Source organism: Streptantibioticus parmotrematis (assembly GCF_019890615.1).
Taxonomy (GTDB): Bacteria; Actinomycetota; Actinomycetes; order Streptomycetales; family Streptomycetaceae; genus Streptantibioticus_D; species Streptantibioticus_D parmotrematis.
Genome location: NZ_JAINVZ010000017.1, coordinates 88,344 through 114,645, shown reverse-complemented (window position 1 = coordinate 114,645; position 26,302 = coordinate 88,344). Strand labels below are relative to the sequence as shown.

The 26,302-nt window shown below is 73.1% G+C and carries 23 protein-coding genes, 1 pseudogene and 1 riboswitch; of the genes and pseudogenes, 3 read left to right on the top strand and 21 right to left on the bottom strand.

The genetic code is table 11. From position 1 onward, the window contains the following. The first annotated feature begins 58 nt into the window (after positions 1–58). Positions 59–961 (top strand): amidohydrolase family protein, encoded by a 903-nt coding sequence (locus K7472_RS22685; protein WP_308014043.1) that lies wholly within the window; start codon positions 59–61, stop codon positions 959–961. 39 nt (positions 962–1,000) lie between these two features. Here the strand turns inward: K7472_RS22685 and K7472_RS22680 are convergent, their stop codons facing one another. The 13 genes and pseudogenes from K7472_RS22680 to K7472_RS22620 form a co-directional block, all read right to left on the bottom strand. Continuing rightward, positions 1,001–1,927, bottom strand: coding sequence for a TauD/TfdA dioxygenase family protein (locus tag K7472_RS22680; protein ID WP_222980365.1), 927 nt, complete (start codon positions 1,925–1,927; stop codon positions 1,001–1,003). Between the two features lie 27 nt (positions 1,928–1,954). Beyond that, entirely contained in the window at positions 1,955–2,965 is a 1,011-nt protein-coding gene (locus K7472_RS32905) for a transporter substrate-binding domain-containing protein (RefSeq protein ID WP_222980364.1), read from the bottom strand. Positions 2,966–3,074: 109 nt separating this feature from the next. Then, positions 3,075–3,848, bottom strand: coding sequence for an amino acid ABC transporter ATP-binding protein (locus K7472_RS22670; protein ID WP_308014035.1), 774 nt, complete (start codon positions 3,846–3,848; stop codon positions 3,075–3,077). Between the two features lie 59 nt (positions 3,849–3,907). Further along, complete coding sequence (locus tag K7472_RS22665) at positions 3,908–4,960, bottom strand: amino acid ABC transporter permease (protein ID WP_222980363.1); 1,053 nt, start codon at positions 4,958–4,960, stop codon at positions 3,908–3,910. After that, positions 4,957–6,084, bottom strand: a complete 1,128-nt coding sequence (locus K7472_RS22660; RefSeq protein ID WP_222980362.1) for an MsnO8 family LLM class oxidoreductase — start codon at positions 6,082–6,084, stop codon at positions 4,957–4,959. The genes K7472_RS22665 and K7472_RS22660 overlap by 4 nt, the downstream gene beginning before the upstream one ends. A 57-nt stretch (positions 6,085–6,141) precedes the next feature. Further along, the gene (locus K7472_RS22655) at positions 6,142–7,215 is read right to left on the bottom strand and encodes an LLM class flavin-dependent oxidoreductase (RefSeq protein ID WP_222980361.1); all 1,074 of its coding nucleotides are present in this window, start codon (positions 7,213–7,215) and stop codon (positions 6,142–6,144) included. Positions 7,216–7,310: 95 nt separating this feature from the next. Continuing rightward, positions 7,311–8,711: pseudogene (locus K7472_RS22650) on the bottom strand (NtaA/DmoA family FMN-dependent monooxygenase); the annotation flags it as partial. Between the two features lie 21 nt (positions 8,712–8,732). After that, positions 8,733–9,944 (bottom strand): LLM class flavin-dependent oxidoreductase, encoded by a 1,212-nt coding sequence (locus K7472_RS22645; protein ID WP_222980359.1) that lies wholly within the window; start codon positions 9,942–9,944, stop codon positions 8,733–8,735. A 98-nt stretch (positions 9,945–10,042) separates the two neighbouring features. Continuing rightward, a complete protein-coding gene (locus K7472_RS22640) occupies positions 10,043–10,768 on the bottom strand; it encodes a GNAT family N-acetyltransferase (protein WP_222980358.1) in 726 nt (241 codons plus the stop codon). 79 nt (positions 10,769–10,847) lie between these two features. Continuing rightward, positions 10,848–11,891, bottom strand: coding sequence for an ABC transporter substrate-binding protein (locus K7472_RS22635; RefSeq protein WP_222980357.1), 1,044 nt, complete (start codon positions 11,889–11,891; stop codon positions 10,848–10,850). Between the two features lie 101 nt (positions 11,892–11,992). Beyond that, on the bottom strand, positions 11,993–12,778 hold the full coding sequence (locus K7472_RS22630; protein ID WP_222980356.1) for an amino acid ABC transporter ATP-binding protein: 786 nt from the start codon (positions 12,776–12,778) through the stop codon (positions 11,993–11,995). Further along, complete coding sequence (locus tag K7472_RS22625; protein ID WP_222980355.1) at positions 12,775–13,770, bottom strand: amino acid ABC transporter permease; 996 nt, start codon at positions 13,768–13,770, stop codon at positions 12,775–12,777. The genes K7472_RS22630 and K7472_RS22625 overlap by 4 nt, the downstream gene beginning before the upstream one ends. A gap of 398 nt (positions 13,771–14,168) precedes the next feature. After that, positions 14,169–14,348 carry a hypothetical protein gene (locus K7472_RS22620; protein ID WP_222980354.1) on the bottom strand — a complete coding sequence of 60 codons (180 nt, stop codon included), beginning with the start codon at positions 14,346–14,348 and terminating at the stop codon, positions 14,169–14,171. A gap of 199 nt (positions 14,349–14,547) precedes the next feature. Beyond that, a riboswitch (SAM riboswitch) is annotated at positions 14,548–14,661 on the top strand. 421 nt (positions 14,662–15,082) lie between these two features. On the opposite strand from K7472_RS22620, the gene K7472_RS22615 reads away from it, so the two are divergent. Continuing rightward, positions 15,083–15,865, top strand: a complete 783-nt coding sequence (locus tag K7472_RS22615) for a glutathione S-transferase C-terminal domain-containing protein (RefSeq protein ID WP_252396055.1) — start codon at positions 15,083–15,085, stop codon at positions 15,863–15,865. Here the strand turns inward: K7472_RS22615 and K7472_RS22610 are convergent. Next, the gene (locus tag K7472_RS22610) at positions 15,772–16,683 is read right to left on the bottom strand and encodes a Sco1979 family transcriptional regulator (protein ID WP_222980352.1); all 912 of its coding nucleotides are present in this window, start codon (positions 16,681–16,683) and stop codon (positions 15,772–15,774) included. The two genes, K7472_RS22615 and K7472_RS22610, sit on opposite strands and share 94 nt — an antisense overlap. Before the next feature lie 94 nt (positions 16,684–16,777). After that, a complete protein-coding gene (locus K7472_RS22605) occupies positions 16,778–17,023 on the bottom strand; it encodes a DUF397 domain-containing protein (RefSeq protein WP_222980351.1) in 246 nt (81 codons plus the stop codon). Between the two features lie 262 nt (positions 17,024–17,285). Between K7472_RS22605 and K7472_RS22600 the strand changes: the two genes are divergently transcribed. Continuing rightward, on the top strand, positions 17,286–17,807 hold the full coding sequence (locus tag K7472_RS22600) for an ATP-binding protein (protein ID WP_222980350.1): 522 nt from the start codon (positions 17,286–17,288) through the stop codon (positions 17,805–17,807). A gap of 259 nt (positions 17,808–18,066) precedes the next feature. On the opposite strand, the gene K7472_RS22595 is transcribed toward K7472_RS22600, so the two are convergent. The 6 genes from K7472_RS22595 to K7472_RS22570 all read right to left on the bottom strand — a co-directional run bounded on the left by K7472_RS22595 (position 18,067) and on the right by K7472_RS22570 (position 26,259). Next, positions 18,067–19,698 carry a S53 family peptidase gene (locus tag K7472_RS22595; protein ID WP_222980349.1) on the bottom strand — a complete coding sequence of 544 codons (1,632 nt, stop codon included), beginning with the start codon at positions 19,696–19,698 and terminating at the stop codon, positions 18,067–18,069. A gap of 234 nt (positions 19,699–19,932) precedes the next feature. After that, positions 19,933–22,959: a helix-turn-helix transcriptional regulator gene (locus K7472_RS22590; protein WP_308014034.1), complete on the bottom strand. Its 3,027-nt coding sequence runs from the start codon at positions 22,957–22,959 to the stop codon at positions 19,933–19,935. A gap of 251 nt (positions 22,960–23,210) precedes the next feature. Next, on the bottom strand, positions 23,211–23,519 hold the full coding sequence (locus tag K7472_RS22585; RefSeq protein ID WP_222980348.1) for a DUF6343 family protein: 309 nt from the start codon (positions 23,517–23,519) through the stop codon (positions 23,211–23,213). Positions 23,520–23,638: 119 nt separating this feature from the next. Continuing rightward, positions 23,639–24,265 carry a TetR/AcrR family transcriptional regulator gene (locus tag K7472_RS22580; protein ID WP_222980347.1) on the bottom strand — a complete coding sequence of 209 codons (627 nt, stop codon included), beginning with the start codon at positions 24,263–24,265 and terminating at the stop codon, positions 23,639–23,641. After that, the gene (locus K7472_RS22575) at positions 24,253–24,993 is read right to left on the bottom strand and encodes an enoyl-CoA hydratase family protein (RefSeq protein WP_222980346.1); all 741 of its coding nucleotides are present in this window, start codon (positions 24,991–24,993) and stop codon (positions 24,253–24,255) included. The genes K7472_RS22580 and K7472_RS22575 overlap by 13 nt, the downstream gene beginning before the upstream one ends. Before the next feature lie 90 nt (positions 24,994–25,083). Then, the gene (locus K7472_RS22570; RefSeq protein WP_222980345.1) at positions 25,084–26,259 is read right to left on the bottom strand and encodes an acyl-CoA dehydrogenase family protein; all 1,176 of its coding nucleotides are present in this window, start codon (positions 26,257–26,259) and stop codon (positions 25,084–25,086) included. Between the last annotated feature and the right edge of the window lie 43 nt (positions 26,260–26,302).

Here is a 26,302-nt window from a genome sequence, read left to right as displayed (position 1 = left end):
CGAGGCGTTCCTGAACGTCGCGCACGGCCTGGACGTCCTGCCGGGCGACGAGACCGAGATGGCCCTGATGCGCACGGTGGAGAGCCCTTCCGGCCTGCGTGCCCGGCTCACCGGCCTCGACGCCCGGCTGCGGGAGATGGACGCGCTCGGGCAGGACATGGCGGTGCTCAGCCTCAACCCGCCCGGCGTCCAGCCGTATCCGGCGGCCGACGCGGTGCCGCTGGCCCGGGAGTTCAACGACGCGCTGTCCGCGATCGTGCGGCGGCACCCGGACCGGTTCGGCGGGCTGGCCACCGTGGCACCGCAGGACCCGGCCGCCGCGGCCGCCGAGATCGAACGGGCCATGGGCCCGCTCGGACTCAACGGCATCATGATCAACTCGCACACCGGCGGACGGTACCTGGACGAACCGGAGTTCACCCCGCTGCTGGAGGCGGCCGAGGCCCACCGGGCACCGGTCTACCTCCACCCGCGGGCACCGAGCATGCTCGCGGCCTACCGTGACTACGGGATGCCCGGGGCGATCTGGGGCTACCAGGCGGAGGCCGGGCTGCACGCCATGCGGCTCATCCTCAGCGGCACCCTCGACCGCCACCCGGGGCTGACCGTCGTCCTCGGCCACCTCGGCGAGGGCATCCCGTACTGGCTGCGGCGCATCGACAACCGGCACGCGTTCGCGACGCGCATCGCCGGGGCGGCGACACCGATGCCCCGGCTGTCGCTCACCCCGAGCGAGTACTTCCGCCGCAACTTCGCCCTCACCACCAGCGGCATCGACGATCCCGACGTGCTCGGGCTGGCCCTGCGCGCGGTCGGCGAGGACAACATCATGTTCGCGATCGACTCGCCCTACGAGGACCCGGCCGCCGCCGTGGCCTTCCTGCGCGAGACGCCGCTCACCGAGGAGCAGCGAACGGCGCTCGCCCACCGCACGGCCGAGCGGGTCTTCGGCATCGGCTGAGCCCCGGGCGTCGAGGGCGTCCCGGTCGGCCGCCGGACGCTACCCGGCCGGTGTGTAGTGGGAGGCGTCGCCCGTGACGGCGTGGCTGCGCCTTCCGTCGATGCCGACCGGGACGTCGCCCGCCACCGTCACGCGGTGCAGGCGGCGGGGGCGGTCGTCGTAGTTGTCGATGGCGTAGTGCTGGGTGATGCGGTTGTCGAAGAGCACCAGCTGATCGGGGGACCAGCGCCAGCGCAGGACGTTCTCCGGACGGGTGACGTACGCCTGGAGCAGGTCCAGGATCGTGCGGGACTCGGCCTTCGACAGCCCGACGACCCGCTGCGCGAATCCGCCGATGAACAGGCCGCGTTCACCGGTGAGCGGATGCACCCGTACCACCGGGTGCGCGGTGCGGAACGTGATCGACGTGAACTGCGCCCGCCGCGCGGCGCCTTCGTCGTCCACGTCCTCCTCCGGCACCGCGTAGTCGTAGTCGTTGGTGTGCTCGGCCCACAGCGTGTCCGCGAGGTCCCGCAGCGGGTCGGGCAGGTCGCGGTACGCGCCGGCCGCGTCGGCGATCAGGGTCTCGCCGCCGTACGGCGGGACCACGATGCTGCGCAACGTGCTCGCCTGCGGCGGGTTGACCACGAACGTGACGTCCGTGTGCCAGTGGTTGGACCGGCCGCGTTCGCTGTCCACGGGCAGCACGTTCGGGGCGCCCTCGACCGCCGGGACCGTGGGGTGCGCGGTCGTCAGCTCGCCGAAGTGGCGGGCGAAGCGCTGCTGCCCCTCGTCGTCGAGGTGGACGTCGTCGAAGACGAGGGCCTTGTGCTCGTTGAGCGCCGTGCGCAGATCGGCGACGACGTCCGGGGGAAGCTCCCGGCCGAGGTCGACGCCGGAGACCCGGGCGCCGATGCGGGCGGTGAGCTTCTCGACGCGCAGACCGGTCGCGGTCCGCTCGGCGGGGGTGGGCAGGACGGTGGTCATCACGATCTCCTGTTCGGTCGGTGGTGTTCAGAACGTGGCGGGCGGATTGAGACGGGAGGTGGGGATGCCCGTGCCGGGGACACCCCACTTGGCGAAGATCTGCTTGTACGTGCCGTCGGCGATCAGCTTGTTGACGGCGTCGCTGAGCGCCTTGCCGAGCGGCGACCCCTTGCGGGTCACGAAGCCGACCGGCGTCGTGCTGATCTGGCCGAGGAACTTCGTGCCGGCGATGTGCGCCGCGTCGTACTTCAATCCCAGCGTCGGCCCGAAGTAGACGTCCACCGTGCCGTTGGCCAGGCCGAGGAAGATCGGCGCGGTGTCGGTGAAGTACCGGACGCGGTACGGCTTGCGGCCCACCGCCGCGCACTCGGCGGCGCCGCTGGTCAGGATCTGCTGGAACGTCGATCCCGGACTCGTGGCGACGGTCAGCCCGCACAGGTCGGTGAGCTTGCCGACCGACGGGATGGTGGTGTCCCGGCCGCCGAGGAACGCCTGGCCGTCGTCGAGGTACGTGGCGAAGTCCACGACCTTCTCGCGCGCCGCGGTCACCCCGAAGTTGGCCTGGCCGACGTCGAACCGGCCGTTCTGCACACCGGGGATGATGGTGGGAAACGTCCCGTAGTCCACCTTCCAGCTGACGCCCAGCACCTTGGCGACCGCGTCGCGCAGGTCGACGTCGAGGCCGACGGTACTGCCGTCCGGCGCCTGGCCCGCGTGCGGCAGCCCGGAGGTGCCGACCGCCTGGACGGTGCCCAGTGACAGGGTGCCGCTGTCGCGTACGGCGGCGGGCAGTTCGGCCCTGAGCGCCGGGTCGGCGCGGACTCCGGAGACGACGTCCCGGGTGGGGACGGCAGTCGAACTCCCGTCTCCGGGAACTGACTTGGCTGCGGGTCCCGCGCCGGAGTCCGAGTCCGAGCCGCTGCCGCAGGCGGTGAGCACGGCGAGGCCGGTGGCGGCGGCGAGCAGGGCAGCGGCCAGGCGTGGGATGCGGTGGCGATGAGGGTGGTGGGGGCGGTGGGGGCGTCCGGCGGTGGTCACGTTCGTGCCTTTCGGTGGTGGTGGGATGGGAACGGAGTTCGCGCCTCGGGGGAACGGCGCCCGCGCCTCACGGAACGGCGCCCGCGCCTCACGGAACGGCGCCCGCGCCTCACAGGACCGCCGCGAAGAACGCGCGGGCGCGTTCGTGGCGTGGGGCGGTCAGGACCACCTCCGGCGGACCGGACTCGACGACGCGGCCGCCGTCGAGGAAGACCACCGTGTCGGCGACCTCGCGGGCGAAGCCGATCTCGTGGGTGACCACGATCATGGTCATCCCGCTGAGCGCGAGGTCCCGCACGACCGCCAGCACCTCGCCGACGAGTTCGGGGTCCAGCGCGCTGGTCGGCTCGTCGAACAGCATCAACCGCGGCTCCATCGCCAACGCCCGGGCGATCGCCACCCGTTGCTGCTGTCCGCCCGACAACTGCCGGGGGTAGGCGTCCTCGCGCCCGGCGAGACCCACCCTGGCCAGCAGCTCGCGCGCGTGTTCCGCCGCCCGCTTCCTCGGCGTGCCGCGTACGGAGACCGGCGCCTCGGTGACGTTCTCGATCACCGTCAGGTGCGGGAAGAGGTTGAACTGCTGGAAGACCATGCCGATCCGGGACCGCTGCCGCACGATGTGCCGCGGGCGCAGTTCGTGCAGCCTGCCGCCGCTCGCGCGGTAGCCGACGATCTCACCGCCCAGCTCCACGAAACCGCCGTCCGGCTTCTCCAGGTGGTTCACGCAGCGCAGCAGCGTGGACTTGCCCGAGCCCGAGGGGCCGAGCAGGACCGTCACCTCGCCCTCGCGCACGTCCAGGTCGACGCCGTCCAGCACCACGTGGCCGCCGAAGCTCTTGCGCAGCCCCCGCACCCGCACCAGCGGGCGATCGGCGCCGTTCACGGCGTCACCGTTCAGGGCGTCACCGTCCAGGGCGTTCAGGGCGGGCCGCTCGCCCCCGGTCACGACAGACCCGCCAGGTCGCGCCGGGTGGCGCCGAAGAGCGAGAGGTTGGCCCGCGCCACGTCCCACACACCACGTCCCGCCCGAGCGGCACCTCCGCCACCACCCGCCCCGCGGCGGCCGCGCGCGTAGTGGCGTTCCACGTAGTGCTGCCCGACCGACAGCAGCGTGGTGAGGACGACGTACCAGATGGTGGCCACCAGCAGCAGCGGGACGATCAGGAAGTTCTGGTTGTAGATGAGCTGCGCGGAGTACAGCAGGTCCTGCACGGCGATGACGCTCACGATCGAAGTGGCCTTCAACAGGCCGATCAGCAGGTTGCCGGAGGCGGGCACGATCGCGGGCATCGCCTGCGGCAGCACGATCCGGCGGAAGACCCGCGAGCGGCCGAGGCCGAGCGCCTGCGCCGCCTCGGTCTGGCCGCGGTCGACGGACAGGACGCCGCCCCGGACGATCTCGGCGGAGAACGCGGCCACGTCCAGCGTCAGCCCCACGTACGCGGCGAGCACACCGCTGAACATGTGCGCCGTGCGGAACGTGACGAACTCCCGCCCGAACGGAATGCCGAGCGACAACGTCGGGTAGAGGGAGGCGAGTTCGTACCAGAAGAGCAGCTGCACCAGCGGCGGCACCGAGCGGACGATCCACACGTAGCCGAAGCTGAGCGCGCGCAGGACGCGGTTGCCGGACAACCGCATCGCGGCGATCCCCACGCCCAGCAGGTAGCCGCTCGCCATGACCGCGGCGGTGAGCCACAGGGTGAGCGCGAGACCGTGCAGGATCGGGGCACGGGTGAAGTACCGGCCCACCACGTCCCACTGGAAGCGGTCGTTGGTGAGCAGCGTGTGCACGAGCATCGCGAACAGCACCAGCAACACCACCGCCGAGACCCACTGCCCCGGCCTGCGCAACGGCACCAGCCGCGCGGCGAGCAACTGCTCGTCGGACGGCCGCCGGTCGAGCACGGGAACGGGCGGGTCGCCCGGCGCGGCCCGGGAACGCTCCGGCGTGGGCGGCTCCTTCGGCGTCCTGTCCTCCTTCGCCGTCGTCATCGCCGGCTCCATTCCTCCGCCAGGAGCCGGTACGAACGCACCCGGTCGGCGTGGTCGTGGGTGATCGTGGTGACGATCAACTCGTCGGCCCCGGTGGCCTCCTGGAGCTGCTCCAGCTGGTCGGCGACGCGCGCGGGCGATCCCACGAACTGCGTCTCCACGCGGTCGGCGACCAGTGACCGGTCCTCGTCGGTCCACACGTGCGCCCGCGCTTCGTCCGGCGTGGGGAACGGGATCGCGCCCTCGGCGCTGCGGATGCTGCGGACCCACAGGCCGTAGCCGGTGGCGAGTTCGCGGGCGGTCGCGTCGTCCTCGGCCACGACCACGCCGGCGGAGACGGTCACGTACGGCTTGGCGAGGTCGTCCGACGGTTCGAACTCGGCCCGGTAGCCCTCGGCGGCCTCCAGCACGGTGGCCGGACTGACGTGGTAGTTCGCCGCGAACCGCAGGCCGTTGCGCCCCGCGACCTGGGCGCTCGTGCCGCCGCTGCTGCCCAGGATCCACACCTGGACGTCCGCTCCCTCGCCGGGGACGGCGTGCGCCTCGACACCGTCCGCCGAGCGGTACCCGCCGCGCAGCAGCGCGAGGACGTCCTCGACCTGCTCGCCGTACTCCTGCGGCTCGGCGTTCGGCTGGCGCAGCAGACGTTGGTGGAGCGCGAAGCGTGGCGACCCGAGCAGGTGCTCGAAGGAGAAACGCGGGGGTATGCGGAGCCCGTTGGGGGTGCGGCCGTCCATGACCGGTGTGGTGGTCGGCGTGGGCCCGTTCGAACGCGCCGGTGGGCGCCCGCCCGAGCGGCCGAGGCCCAGGTCGAGCCGCCCCGGGTACAGCGCGTCGATCAGCCCGAACTCCTCCACCGACGACAACGCCGTGCGGTGGCCCAGCTGGAGGGCGCCGGAACCCAGCCGGATCGTGGAGGTCGCGGCGGCGGTCAGCGCCAGCACGACGGCGGGAGACGTCCCGGCGACTCCGGGGTTGAGATGGTGTTCGGCGAACCAGTAGCGCGCGTAGCCGAACTCCTCGGCGCGCTGGGCGAGATCGATGGAGTTGCGCAGTGCGTCGGCGGCGGTCGCGCCGGAGGGGATCGGGACCAGGTCGAGGATCCCGAGGGGTGTGTCCGACATGGCCGGATGCTCCTCAGTCGTCGGTCGTCGGGGGATGTTCGTCACGGGCGGCGGGCGTCAGTCGTCGGTGGGGGCGGGCGACGCCGGGCCCCAGGCGAACGGCGGGTCGGGGATCTCGCGGCGCAGGACGGGCGCGACGTCGGACTGGAACAGCTCCAGCGAGGCGCGGTGCTCCTTCTGCGGCAGCCCGCTCGCGTCGGCGGTCAGGTGGAGCACGGTGTGGCCGAACGCCTCGTGGTAGCGGTGGACCTTCTCGACGATCTGCTGCGGACTGCCGACCAGCGCCGAACTGCGCTCCACGAAGTCCTCCAGGGTGGGAAAGACCGGTTCCAGGCCGAGTTGACGCTGGAACGCGAGGCGGGAGGCGAACACCGGTCGGTAGGTGGCCAGCGCCTCCTGCGAGGTGCGGGCCGCGTAGTACCCGGCGGTGCCCGCGCCGACGACCGCCAGCGCGGGATCGTGCCCGTAGTGCTCCCAGCGCTCGCGGTAGTGGCGCACGAGTCCGGCGTACGGCTCGATGGGATGGGTGACGTTGGCGGAGAACAGCGGATCGCCGTGGCGGGCGGCCAGGTCGGCGGACTCACGGCTGGTGGCACTGCCGTGCCACACCCGCACCGGCCGCTGCCGCGGTCTCGGCCACACCTGGGCGTCGACCAGTTCCGGGCGGAAGCGCGGCGAGGCGGTCACCTTCTCCTCCCGCCAGAACCGGCGGAAGAGTTCGTACCCCTCGGCGTTGCGTTCCCACTGGTCCTCGGGCGTGACGTGGAACAGCTCCCGCTGCGCCGTGCCGTTGCCCTTGCCGATGATCAGCTCCAGGCGCCCGCCGGACAGGTGGTCCAGCGTCGCGTAGTCCTCGTAGGCGCGTACCGGGTCGAGCAGGCTGAGCGTGGTGACGCCGGTGAACAGCCGGATGCGCGAGGTCAGCGCGGCGATGTGGCTGAGCACCACCGGTGGCGAGGAGGACAGGAACGGCCACTCGTGGCGCTCGCCCACCGCGAAACCGTCGAAGCCGAGCTGCTCGGCCTCCAGCGCGCTGTCGACGACCTCGCGGAAGCGTTCGGCCGTGGAGACGCGCTCGCCGGTGACCGGGTCGGGCGCGTTGGCGATCAGGGTGAGGGCGAGAAACCTCACGACGCCGCCCGGCCGTCGAGCGACCGCGCCCGCGCGTCGGCGAGCCGTTCGGCGTCGGCGCGTTGTCCGGCGTCCGCGAGCCGTTCGGCGTCCGCCCGGCGCTCCGGGTCGGCGGCCGTTCGCGGGTGGTACAGCCCGAGGTGGTCGCGCAGCGTCGTGCCCTCGTACTCGGTCCTGAACACCCCGCGTTCCTGAAGCAGCGGCACCACGGTGTCGGCGAACCCGTCCAGGCCGCCCGGGGTGATGTGGGGGACGAGGATGAAGCCGTCGGCCGCGTCGGCCTGCACGAACGCGTCGATGCTGTCGGCGATGGTGGCGGGCGATCCCACGAAGGACTGGCGGCCGGTCTTCTCGATGATCAGTTCGCGGATCGACAGCTTGTGGGCCTCGGCGTACTCGCGCCACTCGCGGGCCGTGGCGAGCGGATCGCGGAACATGCGGACGCTGGCCCGGCCGCGGGCGATGGTGTGTTCCGTGGTGTCCGGGTCGACGTCGGGCAGCGGCCCGTCCGGATCGTACGAGGACAGGTCGCGGTTCCACACGTGCTCCAGGTAGCGGATCGCGGTCTGGCCGCTGACCTGCTGCCGCCTCACCTCGTGGGCGAGTTCGCGTGCCTCGGCGTCGGTGTCGCCGAGCACGAAGGTCGCCGCGGGCAGGATCAGCAGCTGGTCGTGGGTGCGGCCGTAGTGTGCGAGGCGGCGCTTGACGTCGGCGTAGAACTCACGGCCCGCGTCCAGCGTGCTGTGCCGGCTGAAGATGGCGTCCGCGTCGGCCGCCGCGAACTCACGGCCCTCGTCGGAGTCCCCGGCCTGGAAGATGACCGGACGGCCCTGCGGACCGCGCGGTACGTCGAACCGCCCGGCGATGTCGAAGTGCCGGCCGGTGTGCCGGAAGGCGCCGGCCCGCGCGTCGCGCAGGAAGACGCCGGTCGCCTGGTCGGCGACGAGCTCGTCGCCCGTCCAGGAGTCGAACAGCTCGTTGGCGGTGGACAGGAACTCCCGCGCCCGCGAGTAGCGCTCCTCGCGCGGGAGGAAGCCGCCGCGCCGGAAGTTCTCGCCGGTGAAGGCGTCCCAGGAGGTGACCACGTTCCACGCCGAACGCCCGCCCGACAGGTGGTCGAGGCTGGCGAACTGGCGGGCCACCTCGTACGGCTCGTTGAACGTCGAGTTGATGGTGCCGGTCAGGCCGATGCGGTCGGTGACGGCGGCGAGCGCGGCCAGCACGGTGAAGGTGTCGGGTCGGCCCACGACGTCCAAGTCGTAGATCTCCCCGCCCTGTTCGCGCAGTCGCAGTCCCTCGGCGAGGAAGAGGAAGTCGAACTTGGCGCGCTCGGCGGTGCGCGCGAAGTGGACGAAGGAACTGAACTCGATGTGGCTCCCGGCTCTCGGGTCGCTCCACACGGTGGTGTTGTTGACGCCGGGGAAGTGTGCGGCGAGGTGGATCTGCTTGACGGGCTTGCCAGGTGTGACGGGCTTGCCGGTGGTCGGCTTGCTCATTTTGCGGCGGTCCTTCCCGGGTCAGGCGGTGGCGGCGTAGCGGTTGGCGGGGCGGGCGAGACCGAGCAGTCCGCGCAGGGTGTCGGCTTCGTAGGCGCTGCGGAACAGGCCCCGGCGCTGGAGTTCCGGCACCAGACCGCGGGTGATCCCCTCCAGGTCGTGACCGGCGACCGCGGGACGCAGCCGGAACCCGGACAGTCCAGCCGCGCTCAACTCCTCCAGCAGATCGGCCAGTTGGACGGCCGTGCCGGTGAAGATCCGCGCGTCGGAGGCGTACGCGGTGCCCGCGAGGTCGTCCAGCCGTTCCCGGCGCGCGGCGGCCGTCGCGGCGTCGTCGTCGAGGAACACCACGAGGTCGCCGAAGACGTGCACGGGATCGTCCGCCCTGCCCGCCGCCGTCCGTTCGGCGTGCACGGCCTCGACGGCGGCCTCGGCCCCGGCGGTGTCGTGCGGGGTGACGAAACCGACGTCGGCGGAGCGGCCCACCAGCCGGTACGCGGCGGGACCGTGCGCCAGCGCGGCGACGACCGGCTGGCCCTGCGGCGGGCGGGGAGTGATGGACGGGCCCTTGACGCTGAAGCGGGCGCCCTCGAAGTCGATGTAGTGCAGTTTGTCGCGGTCGACGAAACGCCCGGTGGCCGCGTCGCGGATCTCCGCGTCGTCCTCCCAGCTGTCCCACAGCCGCCGCACCACCTCGACGTGGTCGGCCGCTTCGTCCAGCAGATCGGCGGCCAACTCCGGTGGAATCACGCCTCCTTCGCCGACTCCGGGGAAGGTGCGGCGGCCGAAGTGCGCGGCCTCGTGCGGTCGCGCCGACACCCGGACGCGCAGTCCGGCGCGGCCCGAGCTGACGTAGTCGAGGGTGGCGACGGCCTTGGAGATGTGGAACGGCTCGGTGTGAGTGGCCACGACGGTGGGCACCAGGCCGATGTGGCGGGTCAGCGGTGCGATCCGGGCGGCGACGAGGACCGCGTCGAGCCGTCCGCGCACTTGGTCGGTGCGTTCGTCCGCTGCCGTGGGATGCGAGGACTGGAGGCTCAGCCCGTCCTCGAACGTCACGAAGTCGAGCAGGCCGCGTTCGGCCTCGGCGACGAGGCCGGCCCAATAGGCGGCGGTGAACAGGGCGTTGGGTCGCGCGCCGGGTTCGCGCCAGGCGGCGGGGTGCCAGCCCGCGCCGTCGAGCGCGACGGCGAGGTGGAGCGGGGACGCGGATGCGGAGGGGGATGCTGACACGGAGGGGTTGCCTTCCTGATCGGCCGGGTGGGATCGCCTGACCGGTGACGCGGGGCCTCGGCGGCGCGGAAACGGGTCGTCCTTGGCGTCCGTCGCGGTCACCCGGGGCTCTCGGGGACGCGCACCAAGTCGAAGGTGGTGCGGCGGCGCAGGATGAATCCCATCGACTCGTAGAGCCGGATGGCGCCCGTGTTGGCCGCGCCCGTGTGCAGGAACGGCAGCTCCCCGCGCTCACGGATGCCCGCGGCGACCGCGCGGATCAACCGGGTGGCCAGGCCACGGCCCCGGTGCGCGGGGTGGGTGCACACCGCGCTGATCTCCGTCCAGCCCGGCGGCCGCAGTCGCTCCCCGGCCATGGCGACCAGGCGGCCGTCGTGCCGGATCCCGAGGTAGCGCCCGAGTTCGACGGTGCGTGGCAGGAATGGCCCGGGCTCGGTCAGCGCGATCAGATCGAGGATCTCCGGCACGTCGGCCGGGCCGAGCACCACGGCCTGCGGTGCCGCCTCGACGGTCACGTCCTCACCGGTGAGCTGCACTCCCGCGATGCCGCGCGACAGCTCCCAGCCCGGCGGCCGGGTCGCCACCCCGGGGACGACGACCTCGGCCCCGGGACCGGCGAGGGCCGCCAGGTCGTGCCAGGCGCCGGGGTCGAGGGCGTCGGCGAGCGCGATGAAGGGGGAGACGTCGGCCTGGTAGCGGGCGGCCCGGCCGACGCGTTCGGCGAAACGGGCGTGCGCGCCGGTCAGCGAGGCCCACGCGGGGTTGTCGAGGACGTGGGGGAGCGCGGGAGTGTGCGGGCCTGGGGTGTCGAGTGCGGTGGACATGGGATGCCGGGTCTCCCTACGGGTCTCAGGAGGCGGGTCGGGGACTGGCCGGACGTACCGGGCGGTGCGGAGGGCCGCGTCAGGAATCGCCGAGCGGCAGCCCCGGCGGGTTGACCCGCGAGGTGGTGACGGCCTCGTTCGACAGGTTCCAGGCGGCCAGCCAGCGCGCGTACTGACCGTTCTTGATCAGGTAGTTGATGGCATCCGCGAGTGGCTTGACGAGACCGTCGCCCTTCTTCGTGGTGGCGGCGATCAGGCCCTGGAGTGAAGCACCCGCGCCGGAGTACGTGCCCGCGTCGCGCGTCGCGCTGGTGGTGTTCGCGTCCTGCCTGACGTGGTACGCGACGTCCGGGTTGGGGCCGAAGTAGGCGTCGATGCGCCTGCCCGCCAGCGCCAGATAGGTGCTGTTGTCGTCGGGGAAGTATTTGACGGTCAGCGACTTGCCCTGAGCTGCCAGCTTCGCCTTCCACGCCAGCAGGATCTTCTCCTGGTTGGTGCCCGAGCCCACGGCGACCGTCTTGCCCGCGAGGTTCTCGTAATCGCCGTCGAAGTTCCAGGAGTTGCCCTTGAGCACCTCGAACGCGACGTTGTCCTGACGGTAGGAGGCGAAGTCGTACTTCTCCTTGCGCTGCTCGGTGTCGGTCACGTTGGAGAACGCCACGTCGGTCCTGCCGCTGTCGATGCCGACGAAGAGGTTGTCCCACGTGGAATTACGCACCACCGGCTTCAGGCCCAGGACGGCGGCGACCAGCCGGCCGAAGTCCGGCTCCGAGCCGACGAGGGTCCTCTGGTCGCTGCCGACGTACGCCAGCGGCGGGAATCCTGCGGGCAGGGCGCCGACGCCGATCACCAACTGGCCGCTTGCGGCTACCGACTTGGGCAGCTCGGCGTGGAGGGAGGCCACCTCGGGGACCTTGAGTGCCACCTGCTGCGCGGCGCCGTTGGACAGCGCGCCGACGGTGACCGTGCCGGGTGCGGTGTCGGCGGTGCTGTCGGACGCGGCGGTGGTGGCGCCGCAGGCGGCGAGCCCGGCGACGAGTCCGGCGACGACGGCGCCGACCGCGAACAGGCGCGGAAGGCGGTGGCGCGGAAGGGATCTGGCGGCGGTGGTGCGGCTGGACATGGTGGTCCTTCGTTCAGGGCCGGAAGCGGGAGGGAAAGGACGGGGAAGGATGAGTGGCGGCGCGGTCGCCGGACGTGGCGCGGTCACAGGACCCGGCGCGGTCACAGCACCCGGCTGAGGAACTCGCGGGTGCGGCCCTCGCGCGGGTCGTCCAACACCTGGGCGGGAGTGCCCTGTTCGACGACACGGCCGCGGTCGAGGAAGACGACGCGGTCGGCGACCTCGCGGGCGAAGCCGATCTCGTGGGTGACGATGACCAGGGTCGTGCCGCTGCCGGCCAGGTCCTTGACGACGTCCAGCACCTCGCCGACGAGTTCGGGGTCGAGGGCTGAGGTCGGCTCGTCGAAGAGGATCACGCCCGGCCGCAGCGCGAGAGCGCGGGCGATCGCCACCCGCTGCTGCTGGCCGCCGGACAACTGCCGTGGGTACGCGGTGGACTTGTCGGCGAGCCCGACCTGACCGAGCAGGGTGCGGGCCAGTTCGCGGGCGGCGGGCTTGCGGAGCCTGCCGGTGGCCACCGGGGCGGCGGCCACGTTGTCCAGCACGGTCAGGTGCGGGAAGAGGTTGAAGTTCTGGAAGACGAAGCCGATCCGGCCGCGCTGGGTCAGCAGGGCCCGCTCGCCGAGTTCCTTCAGCCGGTCGCCGTGGCGGCGCACGCCGACCAGTTCCCCGCCGACGCTGACGTGCCCGCTCTCCGGCCGCTCCAGGTGGTTGATCACCCGCAGCAGCGTGGACTTGCCCGAGCCGGAGGGACCGATGACCGCGGTCACCTCTCCCGGCCGGACGGTCAGGCTGACTCCGTCGAGGACGTGGTGGGTCCCGTACCACTTGTGCACGTCGCGTACCTCGACCCCGGCCGCCGCCCGTTCCTCGGTCACCGTGGTCATATCGCCGCCTCCCGGGCGATCCGGGCCCGCAGCGCACGCAGGTTCGCCCGGGCCTTCCGCAACGGGGTGGGCGGCAGCGTCCGCAACGCGCCGCGCGAGAAGTGGCGTTCGACGTAGAACTGGACGACGGACACGACGCTGGTGAGAAGCACGTACCAGGCGGTGGCGACCAGCAGCAGCGGCACGATGTCGCCCGGGTAGGTGCTGCCCATGCTCTGCACCGACCCGAACAGGTCGAGCAGCGAGACGTAGAAGACCAGCGAGGTGCCTTTGACCAGGCCGATCAACTGGTTGACGTAGGACGGCACGATGGCGCGCAGGGCCTGGGGGAAGACGATCCGGCCGAACTGGTAGCCCTTCGGCAGGCCGAGCGCGGCTGCGGCCTCGTGCTGGCCCTGGTCCACCGACAGGATGCCGGCCCGCACCACCTTGGCGGCGTAGGCGGCCTCGTTGAGGCTCAGCCCGACGACCGCGATCACCAGGTCACTGGCGAGCCGCGACTCGTCGAACCGCACGAACGCCGGACCGAACGGGATGCCGAGGCTGAGGGTGTGGTACAGCGCGCTGAAGTTGTACAGGAACAGCAGCACGACGATCAGCGGCACCGAGCGGAACAGCCAGACGTACGTCCAACTGGCCGCCCGCAGAACAGGGTTGGCGGACAGCCGGGCCAGCGCGAGGGCGATGCCGCCGAGCAGCCCGAGCACGGCGGCCAGCGCGGTCACCTCCAGCGTGATGAGCAGGCCGTCGAGAATGACCGGGCGGACCGACCAGTAGGCGAAGCGGTCCCACGCGAAGAAGCGGTTGGTCACCAGGCCGTGCAGCACCTGCGCGACCAGTACGAGGACGACGGCCGTGGTGATCCAGCGGCCGGGGTGCCGCCTCGGCAGGACGCGGCGCGGCGGTGCGGGGACGGCGACGAGGGACGGCGGGCCCGGATCGGCCTGCGAGACCGCGCCGGGTGGCGCGGCGGTGGTCAGGGGTTCGGTCATGGGGAGGCTCCCGGGGAAGGCGTTCGCGCGGAACCGGCCGGGCCGCCGACGGCGGCCGACGCGTGGGCCGACGACGGCCGACGCGTGGGCCGACGACGGCCGACGCGTGCGCCGACGTGGCCGACGCGTACGCCGAGGTGGCGCACCCGGCGGTTCGTGCGGGAACACGGGACGAGCGGGGGAGGGGAAGGCGCGGGCGGAGCCCACCGATCACGGGCGGTGCCCAGTGATCGCGGCGCGGCCCACTGATCACGGGCCGGCAGACGCAGCCGGTCGCTCAGGGGCGGGCGAACGGGCGTGGTCCGGTGCCGTGGACGAGTGGGACGGGCCCGGGCGGGCGGACCTCACCGCCTGGGCGGCCGGGCCTCCTCAGCGCGCGAGCGGTGCCGTGCGGGAGGTCAGCGCCGCGGGGCGGCGGGGAGTCCGGCGGCGGTACACAGGGCGCTGCTGACCCGCAGCAGGTCGACGCAGCGGTTGGCGACGAGGTGCGCCGAGACCCGGCCGTGGCGCCGCCGTGCGGTCGCTCCCGGTCCTGTCTCCATCGCCGTCACCCGTCCGCTCTCGCGTTCACTGCTCATGACCGTTGTGGGCCGTAACGTAGGCAGGGCGCGGAACGAATGTCAATGCGCCCGCCCCGCTGACCACGCGCTCCCGGCCGCCGTCCGGCACACCTCGGTGGCCGGTGTCGTCCCGCCCCTCGGAAGGCTTCTTGACGCCCCGACAGGGCGCGGTCACACTCGTGGGCACGGTCATGATTGTCAGCGCCGGCGTCGCGGGGGTCCCGTGGCGGCGGTCACCGGCCCCGGCCCGCTGACAGGCAACCCTTCCACCGCGACGGGGTACCCCGGGTGACGACCGGGTCCCGCCGGTGCGGCGGGGCAAGCGCGGTCTCGCGTCCCCGCGAGCCCGTGGGAGGGACCGGTGGAGATGTCCAGGCTCCTGACCAGAAGGTTGCACATCGATCTGCTGCGGGTGTGCAGCGCCTACGACGACGTGAGCTGACCCGCCCGTCATCCGTCGTCCGTGTCACGGGCGTCGCGTCAAGCGCCGCCCGCGCCGCCGCACGCGTCCACGCTTCCGGGCGTGAGGGCCGCCATGCCAGGTGCCGTCGATCGACCGCACCTGACGTGACGTCACTTACCATCGCGCGTCACGGCGTTCCGGCTCCGTCGCCTCCACCGTCCCGTGGCCGAGGTCCGCCACGCGGGTCGCCGGGAGGCTTCCACCACGCCCTTGGAGAGTCATGTCCCGTTCCGTTCCCTGCTGTTCGGCACCGTCTCGCAACCTCCAACTCGCCCCGGCCGGAGTCACCTTGACGGAAGGCGCGACCCCCGAGCGGTTCCGCGCCCGGATCGGCGACCTGCGGGCGCGCGGCTTCTACCCGGCTCCGCACCGCTACCACCTCTACCTGGAGCAGGACTGCCCCCGCTCACTGCGCGTGTCGATCACCCTCGCGCTGCTGGGCCTCCAGGACGCGGTCGGCGCCACCGCGCTGTCCCCGTGCGAGGGCGGGGGCGAGGCCGCCTCGGCGCTGCGCCGGGCCTACGACGCCACCTGGTACCGCTACCGGGGGCCGCTCACCGTGCCCGCGCTGTGCGACCGGTGGACCGGCCGGGTCGTGAGCAACCACACCCCCGACATCCTCCGCGACCTGGCGGAACGCCTCGGTCCCCACGGTGCCCGTGCCTCGGTGCGGTTGCGTCCCGAAGCGCTCGCCGCCCGCATCGACGCCTTCCGCGAGTTCCTGGACGAGGAGGTCACGCGGGCGCCGGAGCGGCCGGAGCGGTGGGCCGCGGCGCTGGACTCGCTCGACCGGCAGCTGAGCGGCCAACCGTACGCCCTGGGTGCGGAGTTGACGGCCGCCGACGTCGATCTGTGGGTGGCCCTGGTCCACTTGGACGGGTGGGAGCCGGGCGTCGGCGCCCCGGACGGACGCCACGGGCACCTGTCGGCCTACGTGCGGCGGATGCTGGCGCGCCCGGAGTTCGCGGACGCGTACCGTCAGTCCAGCCCGGCCAGGAGTTCCCTGAGGAACGGCACGGTGCGGTCCGGCGGTTCGGCCGTCGCGCACAGGCGGTCCATCACCGCCATGTAGTCGTCCACCTCGTCCGGGTTGTCGAGGTAGAGCGCGCTGGTGAGCTGTTCGAGGTAGACGACGTCCGGCAGGTGCGGTTCCTGGAAGCGCAGGATGGTGATCGGGCCACCCGCCGCGGCCAGCCCGCCGGAGGCGAACGGGGCCACCTGGAGGATGACGTTGGGCAGCTCGGCGACCTCCAGGAGGCGGCTCAGCTGCTCCCTCATCACCGCGACGCTGCCCGGCACCCGGCGCAGGGCGGCCTCGTCCACCACCGCCCACAGCGTCGGCGCGTCCGGACCGGTCAGCAACTTCTGTCGTTCCATGCGCAGTTGGACCCTGCGCTCGATCAGCCGCTCGGGGTCGTCCGGGTGGCCGAGGAGTATGACCTCACGGGCGTAGTCCGCCGTCTGCAACAGGCCGGGGACGAACTGGACCTCGTAGGTGCGGATGAAGTCGGTCGCCTCCTCCAGACCGATCAACGTCTCGAACCAGTCGGTCATCACGTCGCCGTACCCCTGCCACCAGCCCGGCACCCGGGAGCGCCGGGCCAGGGCGAGGTAGTCGGCGCGCTCGGTCTCGTCGGCCACGCCGTAGAGCGTGAGCAGGTCCGCGACGTCGCGCTCCTTCAGGCCGACCTTGCCGAGTTCCAGGCGGCTGATCTTCGCGTGCGAACCGCGGATCGCCTTGCCTGCGTCCTCCGGCGTGATGCCGCGTTCCTTGCGGAGCCTGCGCAGTTGGCTGCCCAGGACGATCCGCAGGACCGTGGGGCCGCTGCCCGGATTCTCCAGGTAGCGCCGCATGGGCTGCTCGCTGTTCGGCAGCGGCATGGCGGTCATTCCGGCTCCCCTGAGTTGCTGGGCGAGCACTCAGTCTGGCACCCACGGTCCCGTCCCGTACAGTCATCTGGTGCGGGTGTGCCCCGAACCGGGGTCACTGACCACCCGTCACCATGGCGTCGAAGTCGCCGTCCTTGGCGCCGCCGATGAACGCCACCATCTCCTCGCGCGTATAGACGAGCGCCGGCCCCTCGGGGTGACGGGAGTTGCGCACGGCGAAGCCGCCGTCGGGCAGCGGGGCCATCTCCACGCAGTTGCCGTTGGGGTTGCTGCGCCGGCTCTTGGTCCACACGGCGTCCTCGATCCGGGTGGCGGGCACCCCGTTGTCGTACGTCCGCATCGTCAGATCTCTCCTTCTGTGGTGGTTCCGGTGATCGCGCACGATCAGCTGACAGCCCGTCAACTCTGCGTGTACGTGCATCTGTACTTGCATGTGTGCTTACCGATGCACTTACAGATGCGTTTACGCCCGACTGTAATTGCAGATGTGCTTGCAGGGGGAGCCGGGCGCGCGGAATAGTGGGGTTCGGCAGAGAAACCGTTCGTGACGACTGCCCCAGGGTCTCCGCGGAGACTTCCGTGGGGCCTCCGCGGAGAACGTGATGACAACGCATCCGGTCAGCTCACCGGCTGACCCCGCACAGCACGGATCAGGCAGGCACTGGCTGGCGTTGGCCGCGCTCAACGCGCTGCCCGCGGACAGCGGCGAGCCCGGCCCGACCGGATTCGCCGCCTGCGGTCTGGAGGGCGAGCTCCAAGCGCCGTGCCACGCACGGCGGTTCACCCGCTCGACGCTCACCGGCTGGGGCATGCAGCCCCTCGTGGACGACGTCGCCGTCATCGTCTCCGAGCTGCTGAGCAACGCGTTGCGCTACGGGCTGCCCTGCGCCCAGGCCGGCGTGCCGGCACCCGGCCGTATCTGGCTCGGCCTGCTGCGCCGGGGCGCGGGCGTGCTGTGCGCGGTCTCCGACCCGAGCAGCACCGCGCCGGTCCGCAAGGACCCCGACTACCTGGCCGAGTCGGGCCGTGGACTGCACGTCATCGACTCGCTCAGCGACACCTGGGGCTGGACGGCCCCGGACCGCTCGGGCAAGACGGTGTGGGCGTCGCTGTCGCTGAAGTGACGACGCCCGGATCGCGCGGCGGGCGTCCGCGCCGCGTGTCCCCTCCCGGCCGGCCGGTCAACTGCGGTGCCGTTCCCTGTCGTTCGGCGGGCGGCGACATCAACGCCCATAGCCTCCGACGGAGGCGCCCCCGCGCGGACGGCCCGGGTATGACGAGAGCGCGGGTGCCGGGAGGTCGTCCCGGCACCCGCGCTCTCATCGGTCTTCACCGGCCGCCGATCGGGAGGTCAGGCCGATCGGCGGCCTCCGGACGGACCGGTCAGCTGCCCAGCAGCTTCGCGGCCAGCGTCGAGGCGTTGTACGAGCCCCAGCCGGTGGTGAAGTCCCAGCCCTTGGCCGCCTTGTAGGCGCCGTTGCTGCCACTGGTGATGTCGTGGAAGCCGGTGCCACCCGCCGCGTACAGGGTGGGGTTGGCGAAGCCCAGGTTCGCCTTGCCCTTGGCCGCCGCCTGCTGGTTGTACAGCGCGGCGAAGCCCGCCCACTCCGGCGCCGCGGCGCTGGTGCCGCCGACCGGCTCCCACGTGCCCTGGGAGTAGATCGACACACCAGGGGTCGGGTCGGCCTCGGCCGAGACGTCCGGCACCTGGCGGTAGCCGCCGCCCTGGCTCTGCTGCACCGGGGTCTGCCAGCTGGGGATCTTGAAGACCGACGACTTGCCGCCGCCACCGTCCGACCACGCGGTCTCCTTGCTCCACGCGTTGGAGGAGGTGACGGTCAGCTTGGTGCCGCCGACGCCCGTGACGTACGGGTCGCTCGCCGGGTAGTCCACCGACGTGCCGCCGTCGCCCGCGTCGTCCGAGCCGTCGTCGCCGGAGGCCGCGTAGAAGCCCAGGCCCTCGGCCGCGCCCTGCTTGAAGACCGCGTCCACCGCGTTGATGTTGCTGGTGGTGCGCTGCGACTCGGCCGCGCCCCAGCTGCTGGACGTGGTCGGGATGCCGCTGTCGACGATGGCCTGGTAGGTGTCCACCTCGCCCGCGTCGGTGTTCGGGCCCTCGAAGACGGTGACGTTGGCCTTCGGGGCGATCGCGTTGATCACCTCGATGTCCAGCTCGACCTCGACCTGGCCGTCGCCGAGCGCGCCGGAGCCGCCGTCCACCTGCTGCACGGTGGGCGCGGGCGAGCCCAGGCCGTAGTGGCTGTCGTAGGTGCTGATGTTGGACTGCTGGAAGCCGTCGAACTCCAGCAGGGCGACCTTCTGCCCGCTGCCGGTGTACGAACTCGGCACGTTGTAGCCGCCCTTGAGCTGCGCCGGGGTGTAGCCGCCGTTCGGGCCGTTGTGCGGGGAGGCGGCCTTGGCGACCGGCGCGTGGGTCAGCTGGGCGTGGTTGTTCAGGCCCGAGATGTCGCTGACGATCGACGCGATGGCGGAGGGCAGGGTGGGCGCCGAGTCGTTGGCGTAGAAGGAGCGCCCGGTCTTCGCGTCCTTGTACGTCGACAGCTTGGTGCCGAACGCCTTCTCCAGCTGGGCGGCGGTGCCGCTGGCGTCGATCAGCAGGTTGCCGGAGTGGACGGTGCCCACGGTCAGGCCCTGCGAGCGCAGGTAGTCCTTGACCTGCGCGACCTCGGCGTCGCTGCGGCCGAAGCGGGCGGTGAACTGAGCCTTCGTCAGGTAGTGCCCGTACTGGGCCGAGTGCGGGTCGGTGACCTGGGCGACGAAGGTGTCGAGGGCCTTGTCGCTTCTGGGCGCCAGGCTGACGGCGACCGATATGCGGTTGTTCGCCGACACGCTGCCGGTGCGGTGGGCCTGCGTGCCCAGGCCCGACACCACGTCACCGGCGACGGCGGCGCGGGCGGTGTGCGACTGCGGGACGGCGGCGTAGGCGGCGGGGACGGCGGCGAGCAACAGGGCGGGGGTCGTCGCCAGGGCGAGCAGCTTCAGACGTGACGTCACTTGACGTTCCTCCATGGGGGGATGGCGTTCACGAGCGGAGCGGGACGACCACCACGCTAGGAACGCGGAGCCCTCGCCATAAGCGGGGGAACCCTTGCCCCATGTGTTAACGGTGCGTGTCGTATGACGTACGCGTATCGCACGACGGACTTACGAGGGCATGGCGTGACGTTCGTGCGACGAAAGGGGGAGGCGCGCCGGGGCCCGCGCGGGACGTGCGAGGTCGCGGGCGGGTCAGCCGTGGACCGGCGGCACGGCGGTCAACTGCCGTACCACGCGGCCCGGTTCGGCCGGTTCCTGGCCTTGCGCCGACCGGTCCTCGCCGCCCACCGCCCGCGCCGTGCGGGCCGAGGACATCACCCGCGACAGCGCGGTGCGCGAACGCACCCCGAGCTTGCGGTAGACCCGCGACAGCGTGCCCTCGACGGTCTTGACGCTGATGAACAGCTCCGCCGCCACCTCGCGGTTGGTCGCACCCTCGCCGACCAGCTCCGCTATCCGCGCCTCGGTGGGCGTCAGTTGGGGCCCGCCGCCACGCTCGACCGCGTCCAGCCGGGCCAGTTCCTCACCGGCCCGGGCGGCCAGCGGCACGGCCCCGGTGCGTTCCGCGATCTGGAGCGCCTCGGCGAGCGCGGCCCGCGCCGCCGTACGGCGCCGGGCTCTTCGCTCCACCGCGCCCAGCGCGATGAGGGTACGGGCCAGGTCGACCGGCAGCGCCAGCTCCCGCAACCGCCCGGCCGACGACAGCAGCAGCGCCGCGCCCTCCCGGGCCCGCCCGACCGCCGCGGCCCGCAGACCCTCGGCCCGTTCCAGGGACGCCAGCACGCTCCCCGGCACCTGCTCGGACGCGCGGCGGTACGCCTCCTCGACCACGGCGGCCGCCGCGTCCGTCTCGCCCAGCATCACCAGCGCCTCGGCCAGATCACCGTGCCAGTGCAGCAGCGGAGGATCGGCGGCGCCCATCGCCTCGCCGATCTCCCGCACCCTGCGCAGCGCCCCCACCGCCTGCGCCGCGCCCTGCGGCTCCCCGGTCTGCAACGCCGCCTGCCCCAGCACCGCCAGCGCCCGCAGCAGGAACAGCCGGTCGCCGTCCGCCTCCGAGGCCCGCACCGCCCGCTCGGCCAGGTGTCGCGCCTCGTCGGGGCTGCCGCCGGTGGTCGCGGCCAGCGCGGCGGCGTACAGCGCGGGCGCCGACTCCACCCCGGCCTCCTCGACGGTACGGGTGCAGCGCTCGGCGGTGCGCAGCGCCTCCCGGCACTCACCGGCCCGCACCTGGACGCGCGTCAACGCCACCAGGGCCGCGGTCACCTCCTCGAAACCGGCGAACTCGTCCATCGACGCCAGCAGTTGGCCCACCTGCTCGCGAGCCTCGGCGACCCGGTCCGCGTCCAGCGCCAGGACCGCGCGCATCCGCAGCAGACCCCAGCTGCCGGGCCCGCCGTCCTCGCCACCGGCCAGCGCCAGCGACCGCTCCAGCGCGTGATCGGCCGCGGCGGTCTCACCGGACAGCGACCGCGCCCTGGCCAGCGTGAACAGCGCGGTGATCCGGGCCTGGACGTCGCCCGCCGCCGCCGCGCGCCGCGCCGCCCGCTGCGCGTGGTCGGCGGCCTGCTCCAACTCCCCGCACAACAGCCCGCGCACCGCGGCCCACTGCCGCAACCACGCCTCCAGCTGCGGATCGCCGTCGGCGTCCCGCAGGCCGTCCTCGATCAGCCCCTGCGCGCCCTCCAGCGCCTGGCCCACGTTGCGCAGCAGCACCAGCCGGGCGCGCACCCGCTGCCGTGGCGTGAGCGCGTCGGCGAGCACGGTGCGGGCGACGCGTTCGGTCTCCTCGCGGTCCCCGGCGTCGCAGGCGTACTCGGCCGCCGACAGCCACCGCTCGACGCGCTCGCCCGGGCGGTCCTGCGGGGTGCGGCGGGCGGCCAGCGTGGCCAGTTCCGCCGCGGTCGCGGGCGCGCCGCGGTGCCGGGCGGAGCCGGCCGCCGCCATCAGCGTGGCGGCGGTCGCCTCGTCCTCGTGCGGCCGGGCGAGCGCCAAGTGCCGTGCCTGCTCCACCGGTTCGGTGACCGCCGCGGCCAGCAGGGCGTGCGCCTGGCGGCGCTCCTGGCCGGAGGCGTCGGCGTAGACGGCGGCCCGCAGCAGCGGATGGCTGAAGCGCACGGCACCGGCGGCGTCCGCGCTCGCCACCCCGAGCCGTTCCGCCTCGGCCAGGCCCGACCCGGCGTCGTCGAGTCCCGCGGCGCGCAGCAGGGTCAGGCTGGGGCGGGCGGCGGCGCTGCTGACCAGCAGGGTGCGACGGGCGGAGTCCGGCAGCGTACGGACCCGCTCCAGCAGCAGGGTACGCAGCCGGGGCGGCACCGCGAGGGCGCCGCCGTGCTCGCGGGGACCGCCGTCGCGCAGCGCCGCACGGCCCAACTCCAGTGCGTACAAAGGGTTCCCGGCCGCGGTGCGCTGGATGGCGCGCAGCAACGGCAACGGCAGGTCCCCGCCCGCGACGCCCCCCAGCAGCCGGGCCACGTCGTCGGCGGCCAGCGGCGGCACCGGGATCTCGGCGGTCCCCGGCGGGCAGCAGCGCAGGCGTTCCGGCTGACCGCCCTCGGACACCCGCTCGGCGGCCACCACGCGCACCGGCAGGCCGTCCAGGCGGCGCGCCACGAAGGCCAGCACCTCGGCACTCGGCTCGTCCAGCCACTGGAGGTCGTCGACCACGAGCAGCACGGGACCGGTCCGCGCGAGGCGGCGCAGCGCCTCCAGCACGGCCAGGCGCACCGCGAGCCTGCTGTGGCCGCCGTCCGGCTCCACGCCGCGCAGCAGTGCGGCGCGCAGGGCGGCGCGGGGCTGCGGGGGCAGGCCGTCCACGACCTCTTCCGGCACGTACGCGAACAGGTCGATCAGCCCGACGAACGGCAGCCGCGCGTCCTCCGGCGCGGGCGCGCACCGCAGCACGGCGCCGCCCGAGCCCTCCGTGGCCCAGGCGACCAGCGCGGCCAGAAGTGTCGACTTGCCGATACCGGCGGGCCCGCAGAACAGCACCGCCCGGTCCGCCGCGAGGCGCGCGTAGGCGTCGTCCAGTAACTCCCTGCGGCCGGTGAGCGAGGCGTGGCCGTCGCGCCCGCCCGTCCCCGGCAGCGCGAGCAGGGCTCCGGGGCGGGTGAGGTCAGGGGCCGCGGGAGGCATCGGCAGGGCGACGTCGCGCCCGGAGCCGTCGCGCGGGCCGCCGGACCCGGAGGCGGGGGAGGTGGTGCTCCCGATCGAGGGCACGGCGGAACCCGGCCCCGTGGATCCGCCGCGCCAGGCGGCCGACTCCCGCATGACAGCTGCCCACCCTTCGCCCGGCCGGACGTGACGACGTGACGACGTCACGGACACCGTTGGACGGCACCGGTCGGGTGCCCCTCGTGCCCACGTATGTGCTCATGACAACCTTGCGGGAAACTCGTTGTCAATGAGGCGTTTCACGCCCGCAACATTGCGGTGGGCGCCCCGCGCGGCCGACGGATCTTCGGCACCGCTCAGCGCGGCCACCGCGAACGGTCGCGTCCTGACCGCCGGTATGGCGGAATATCGCGGTCCACCGGCCAGTACGGCGGGACGTCGCGGCCCGGCTGGTAGTGCGGGCCCTGGCGCAGATGGTGGACGATCACCGTCAGGTCGACCGCCGCCACCAGCGCGATCGCGGCGAAGACGGCCACCCAGCCGGGATGGCCGGCGGCGAGGAAGATCGCCATCCCGCCGAACGCCCACACCAGGCCGAAGACGGTCAGCGCGAGCCGCGCCCGCAGCGGACTGCGGGCCTGAGTCGGTTCGCTTCCGGTACGCATCGGTACACAGCTCCTCCTTCAGCGTACGTCCGTACGCCGAGGAGGGAAGAGGCCGCGAGGCCGGGGAGGGAAGAGGCCGCGAGGCCGGCGAGGGAAGGGGGCCGCGACCGCCCACGCGGTCAGGCCCGCAGCGTGGCCTGGAGGACCCGGGACCACTGGGCGACGACCGCGGTGCGGCGCGCGGTGTCGTCGCGCAGCAGCGTGGCGAGTCCCAGCCCGCGGGCCATGTCCAGCGTGCCCTGGACGGTCTCCCGCACCCCGGGCGCGCTCTCGTCCGCCTCCAGGAGCTCCACCGCCACCCGGTGCGCCTCCCGCCCGATGCGGCCCTCCAGCGCGGCGACCCGCGGACGCAGCCCCGGCTCGTCGGCCGCCGCGACCCACAGGTGCAGCGCCGCGCGGAACAGCTCGCCGGTGAAGACCTCGACCAGCAGCTCCACGACGGCCCGCGTGCGGTCGGGGCCGCTCGGCGCAAGCGGCCGCTCCCGCCGCCGGATCGTGGTCAGCCACTCCTCGGCGACGTGCTCGACGGCGGCGGTGAACAGGTCCTCCCGGGTGGGGAAGTGGTGCTGTGCCGCGCCGCGCGTCACGCCCGCGCGCTCGGCGACCACGGCGACCGTGCTGCCGCTCCAGCCACGTTCCGCCAGGCACGCGACCGCCGCCTCCAGCAGCCGCCGCCGGGTCGCCCGGCTGCGGTCCTGCTTGGGGGAGCGGTCCGCGTCGGCGGACGCCGCCCTCACAACGCCCAAGGCGCCTCCCGTCGTTCGAGGAACGCGCGCACGCCCTCGGCCGCCTCGGCGGAGGCGAACAGCCGGGCCGACTGCTCGGCCAGGACGCGTGCGTCGCGGTCGAAGGACCGTAGCACCGCCGCGCCGGTCAGCCGCTTGGACTCCGCGAGCCCCTGCGGCGAGGCGGCCCGCAGGCCGTCCAGGATCCCGTCCAGCGCCTCGTCGCCCGCGCTGACCAGGCCGGTGCGCACGGCCTGATCGGCGTCGAAGACCTCGCCGGTCAGGTAGTAACGCTCGGCGTCCCTGGGCCTCATCCGCGGCAGCACGGTGAGCGAGATGACCGAGGGCGCGAGTCCCAGCCGCGCCTCGGTGAAGGCGAACGTGGCGCGGGGACCGGCCACCGCGATGTCGCAGGCCGCCAGCAGCCCGAGACCTCCGGCGCGCACGTGTCCGGTGGTGCGGCCCACCACGGGCTTCGGCGACTCCACCAACGCCCTTAGCAACGCGGTCAGTTCGGCGGGCCCGGTGGGATGCCGCTCGGTGAGGTCGGCGCCCGCGCAGAAAGTGTTGCCGGTGTGCGTGAGCAGCACCGCCCGGGTGCCCGGGGCGCCGGCCGCTTCGTCGAGCGCCGCGCGCACCCCGGACACCAGGGCGGACGACAGCGCGTTGCGGTTGTGCGGCGAGTCGAGGGTGACGACCGCGATCCCCCGGTCGTGGGACACGCGAACGGGTGCGGCGGGGTCGGTCATGCGGGGCGTCCTCCGGCTTCCTCGGTACGACCTGGGCGGCTTCCTAGGTACGACCTGAGCGGGTTGCTCAGTGGGACCTGGACAGGTTCCTCAGTACGACCTGGGCAGGCCGAGGGTGTGGTGGCAGACGAAGTTGAGGATCATCTCCCGGCTCACCGGCGCGATCCGCCCCACCCGGGACGCGGTGAGCAGCGACGCGAGACCGTATTCCGTGGTCAGGCCGTTGCCGCCGAGGGTGTGCACGGCCTGGTCGACCGCGCGGGCCCCGGCCTCCGCCGCCGCGTACTTGGCCATGTTGGCCGCCTCGCCCGCCGCCATGTCGTCGCCCGCGTCGTACAGGAACGCCGCCTTGCGCGTCATCAACCCGGCCAGCTCCAGGTCGATACGGGCCTGGGCCAGCGGATGCGCGATCGCCTGGTGTGCACCGATCGGCGCCTTCCACACCTGCCGGACCCGCGCGTACTCGACGGCGACCTGAAGCGCGTAGCGGCCCATGCCGAGGGAGAACGCGGCGGTCATGACGCGTTCCGGGTTGAGCCCGGCGAACAGTTGCAGCAGCCCCGCGTCCTCGTCGCCGACCAGCGCGTCGGCGGGCAGCCGCACGTCGTCGAGGAAGAGCTGGAACTGCTTCTCGGGGGCGGTCAGTTCCATCGGTATGTGCCGGAACTCGAAGCCCGGTGTCTCGCGTTCCACGACGAACAGGCAGGGCTTGAGCCTGCCGGTGCGCGCGTCCTCGGTGCGGCCGACGATCAGCGTGGCGTCGGCGATGTCCACCCCGGAGACGAAGACCTTGCGGCCGGTGAGCACCCACGTGTCGCCGTCGCGGCGGGCGGTGGTGGTGATCCGGTGCGAGTTGGAGCCCGCGTCCGGCTCGGTGATGCCGAACGCCATCCGCCTCGTACCGTCCGCGAGTCCCGGCAGCCAGCGGCGTTTCTGCTCCTCGGTGCCGAAGCGGGCGATGACCGTCCCGCAGATGGCGGGGGAGACCACGAGCAGCAGCAGCGGACAGCCGGTCGCTCCCAACTCCTCCAGCACGATGGCGAGTTCGGACAGTCCCGCACCGCCGCCTCCGTACTCCTCGGGCAGGTTCACACCGAGGTAGCCGAGCTTCGCGGCCTCCTGCCACAGCTCGTCGGTCTGGCGGCCCTCGCGGACGGCGGTGGTGAAGTACTCGCGGCCGAAGCGGCGGCCCAGTGCGGCGACCGAGGCCCGCAGCGTGCGGCGCTCCTCGCTCTCCAGCAACGCGTTGTCGAAGGTGACGCTCATGGCAGGTGCCTTCCTTCTCCGTCGGCTACGCCGGGCTCTGCGT